This window comes from Streptomyces sp. NPDC001156, assembly GCF_053598275.1.
The window spans coordinates 1-3,636 of the sequence record NZ_JBSFJX010000399.1 but is presented as its reverse complement, the minus strand read 5'-3'; the positions used below and the strand labels follow the sequence as shown (position 1 = coordinate 3,636).

The window sequence follows — 3,636 nt, the reverse complement described above, 5'->3', positions numbered from 1 at the left end:
TGACTTGAAGTCGCTGCGTCACCTTCACGCCTCTGTCGAGCCACACCGCGCGGGTGCCGGTCGGCAGCGGCACGCTGATTGTGAGCCAGCCCCACGAGGCGGCAAGAGACAGCTCGAGCCCGCGCCCACCGGCACCCTGCACGCTACGGCTGCAGACCGCGCGTCTGGGCTCGATTCAACAAGTCAGAGACGCTGCCGTTTCACCGCGGTTGCGGTATCGGTCGCGGCTGGCCGGGCTCGGCGTATCGCCGAAGTGGGTGGGCCCCGTGTCCTTGCGACACGGGGCCCACTCACTTCTCGCTCTGCACAGTCCGCGACGTGCTCTACAGAACCTTCGACAGGAACGACTTGGTCCGGTCGTGCTGCGGGTTCGTCAGGACCTCGCGCGGGTGGCCGGCCTCGACCACCACGCCGTCGTCCATGAACACCAGCGAGTCGCCGACCTCACGCGCGAAGCCCATCTCGTGCGTGACGACGATCATCGTCATGCCGTCCTCGGCCAGGTCCCGCATCACGTCGAGCACCTCGCCGACAAGCTCCGGGTCGAGGGCCGAGGTCGGCTCGTCGAAGAGCATCAGCTTCGGCTCCATCGCCAGCGCCCGGGCGATGGCGACTCGCTGCTGCTGGCCGCCGGAGAGCTGGGCGGGGTAGTGCCCCTTCCGGTCTCCGAGGCCCACCCGGTCCAGGAGCCGCTCCGCGCGCTCCCGTGCCACGGCCTTGGACTCGCGCCTCACCTGGACCGGAGCTTCCATGACGTTCTCCAGCGCCGTCATGTGCGGGAACAGGTTGAAGCGCTGGAACACCATGCCGATGTTCCGCCGCTGGGCCGCGACCTCCTTCTCCTTGAGCTCGTAGAGCTTGTCGCCCCTCTGCCGGTAGCCGACCAGTTCATTGTCGACGTACAGCCGGCCCGCGCTGATCTTCTCCAGGTGGTTGATGCACCGCAGGAAGGTGGACTTGCCGGAGCCGGACGGGCCGATCAGGCAGAACACCTCACGCGGGTTCACCTCCAGGTCGATGCCCTTGAGGATGTGCGCAAGACCGAAGGACTTGTGCACCCCCTCGGCCTTGACCATCGGGTGACCGGTCGTGCTCGGGGCGATGCCCTTGCCGAGACTGCTCATCGGGCCACCTCCGGGCGGCGGAACGAACCGAACAGGCGGAGGTTCTTCCTCAGGCGCTGAAGCGGTGTCGGCGGCAGGTTGCGCGACGAACCGCGGGCGTATCGGCGTTCGATGTAGTACTGGGCGATGCTGAAGACCGTGGTGAGGATCAGGTACCAGATCGAGGCCACGAAGAACATCTCCACGACCGCGAGCGAGGTACTGGAGATGTCCTGGGCCCGCTTGATGAGCTCGTTGAACTGGACCGCGTAGGCCAGCGACGAGGTCTTCAGCATGTTGATGAACTCGTTGCCCGTCGGCGGCACGATCACCCGCATGGCCTGCGGGAGGACCACGCGCCGCAGCGTCTTGCCCTGGGTCATGCCCAGAGCGTGCGACGCCTCCGTCTGTCCCTCGTCGACCGACTGGATGCCGGCCCGGACGATCTCGGACATGTACGCGGCCTCGTTCAGACCGAGTCCCAGCAGGGCCGCCAGGAACGGGGTCATCACCTGGTTCATCTCGTCCTTGTAGAACCCCAGGTTGAGGATGGGGAACACGAGCGAGATGTTGTACCAGAGCAGCAGCTGGACCAGGACCGGAGTGCCGCGGAAGAACCACACGTAGAACCAGGCCACGGTGCTGGTGACCGGGTTCGACGACATCCGCATCACGGCGAGGATCACGCCCAGGACGAGACCCAGCACCATGGCGAGCACGGAGATGTACAGCGTGTGCCAGACGCCGGACAGGATCGTCCCGTCGGTGAGGTAGTCCGGGATCACGCCGTAGTTGATCTTGGCATTGGAGAAGGCGATCCCGATCAGCACCAGGATGGCGACGACCGCCGCGCCCGCCACCCAGCGACCGTAGTGGCGAACCGGAATGGCCTTGATCTGCTCCGGCGGCACCGTCGGCGCCGGAGTCTTGTCGACAGTGTCAGTCACGGTGACAGCCCTTCAGTGGTGCCTGAGGCTCAGGAGCCGCCGTTGATCTTCGCCTCGGTGACCCCACCGTCCGTGACGTTCCACTTCTCGAGGATCTTCTGGTACTCGCCGTCCTTGATGATCGCGGCCATGGCCGCCTGGAGGGCGTCGCGCAGCTGGGTGCTCTCCTTGCTGACGCCGATGCCGTACGGGCCGGCCTCGATCTGGTCGCCGACGACCTCGAAGTCGTTGCCGCCGCCGGAGGTCTTCGCGTTGTACGCCGCGACGGGGAAGTCGTTCAGGTCGGCGACGGACGCGCCCTGCTTGAGGCGGAGCAGCGCCTCGGGGTCGGTGTCGAAGGTCTGCAGCGTGATGGCCTTCTTGCCGTCCTTCGTGCACTTCGTGCTCTGCGCCTTGGCGATGCCCTCCGACGTGGTGCCCTGCTGCAGGGCCACGACCTTGCCGCACAGGTCGTCCAGGGTCTTGATCGCCTTCGGGTTGCCCTTCTGGACCAGGATCGAGGTACCAGCGGTGAAGTAGTCGACGAAGTCGATGCCGTTGCCGACCTTCTTGCCCGTGTCCGAGTCGATGCCGTTCTGGCGGTCCTTCGTGTCGTTCATCGCGGACATCACCACGTTGAACCGCTTGGCCTGCAGACCCACGATGAGCTGAGCGAACTTGCCGTTCTGGAAGTCGAACTTCACGCCCAGCTGCTTGCCGAGCGCGTCCGCGATGTCCGGGTCGATCCCGACGGCCTTGCCGCCCTCCATGTACTCGACGGGCGGGTAGGCGATGTCGGAGCCCACCTTGATGACTCCGGCGTCCCGGATGTCCTTGGGGAGCTTGTCGGCGAGCGGCGCCGCGGCCGAGCTGGAGCTGCCGTCGCCGCTGTTGCTGCTCTTGTCGGTGTGGTCACCGCAGCCGGCGACCAGCAGGGTGCCCGCGACCGCGACGGCGCCGACCGCGGCTATCCGGGAGCGCGTGGCGGTCGTACGACGGGTGGAGCTTGCGGCCATGGTGGGTTCCTCCGGCGGGATCAGTTGTGCCGATGGGGTCGACGAGAACACACACCTTCGGGTGTCGCGACCTCGTGTGGTTGAGGCATCTTGCCATTTGGATTCGGTTATTCAGGGGACCAGCGATGTCAAAATCGGATAACGGGTGACCCCCGAACCGCCTCGAACCGCAGACCGGCGCCGGACCTTGTGCGGGAATCCTTCGTTCCGGCCGGAAGATCTTCGGTGCGTCCCGGGATCCGGACGATCTCGCTCCGCGCGTGTGATCATCACGGGGTCTGTGCGTTGCCGACTTGTCCGTATTTTCGGCCATGAGTCATCTCACCGGCGTGTGACCTTCGTGTTATGGACTCGTCCGGGACACCATCCGTCGGGTAAGAAGGTTCCTTACACCCCTCATCCGGGGCTCAGGGCGCGTGTGCGGCGCGCCGTCGCGTATGCACCCGTACCCATCAGTTCTCAAGGTCATACGCGGTCCCGCCCACCCCTCAACCAGGAGTGGTCACCCTCAAACCATGAACATCTAAGGGGTTCAAGACAGTGGCAGCGGAGATCGTCAATCCTCGCAGCGACAGCAATACGGATCAGGAC

At 65.6% G+C, this 3,636-nt stretch carries 3 protein-coding genes; all 3 read right to left on the bottom strand.

The genetic code is table 11. From position 1 onward, the window contains the following. Positions 1–323: 323 nt before the first annotated feature. Genes ACWDA7_RS51225 through ACWDA7_RS51215 form a run of 3 tightly spaced genes read right to left on the bottom strand, consistent with a single transcriptional unit; the run spans position 324 to position 3,045 of the window. On the bottom strand, positions 324–1,124 hold the full coding sequence (locus ACWDA7_RS51225) for an amino acid ABC transporter ATP-binding protein (protein WP_450614885.1): 801 nt from the start codon (positions 1,122–1,124) through the stop codon (positions 324–326). Next, complete coding sequence (locus ACWDA7_RS51220; protein ID WP_450614883.1) at positions 1,121–2,050, bottom strand: amino acid ABC transporter permease; 930 nt, start codon at positions 2,048–2,050, stop codon at positions 1,121–1,123. Before ACWDA7_RS51220 ends, ACWDA7_RS51225 begins: the two co-directional genes overlap by 4 nt. Before the next feature lie 29 nt (positions 2,051–2,079). Further along, positions 2,080–3,045, bottom strand: coding sequence for an ABC transporter substrate-binding protein (locus ACWDA7_RS51215; RefSeq protein ID WP_432932351.1), 966 nt, complete (start codon positions 3,043–3,045; stop codon positions 2,080–2,082). Between the last annotated feature and the right edge of the window lie 591 nt (positions 3,046–3,636).

What these genes read in the sequence shown, in the direction of transcription:
- ACWDA7_RS51215 (WP_432932351.1), bottom strand. Translation starts at nt 3,045, where the DNA reads ATGGCCGCAAGCTCCACCCGTCGTACGACCGCCACGCGCTCCCGGATA.
- ACWDA7_RS51225 (WP_450614885.1), bottom strand. Translation starts at nt 1,124, where the DNA reads ATGAGCAGTCTCGGCAAGGGCATCGCCCCGAGCACGACCGGTCACCCG.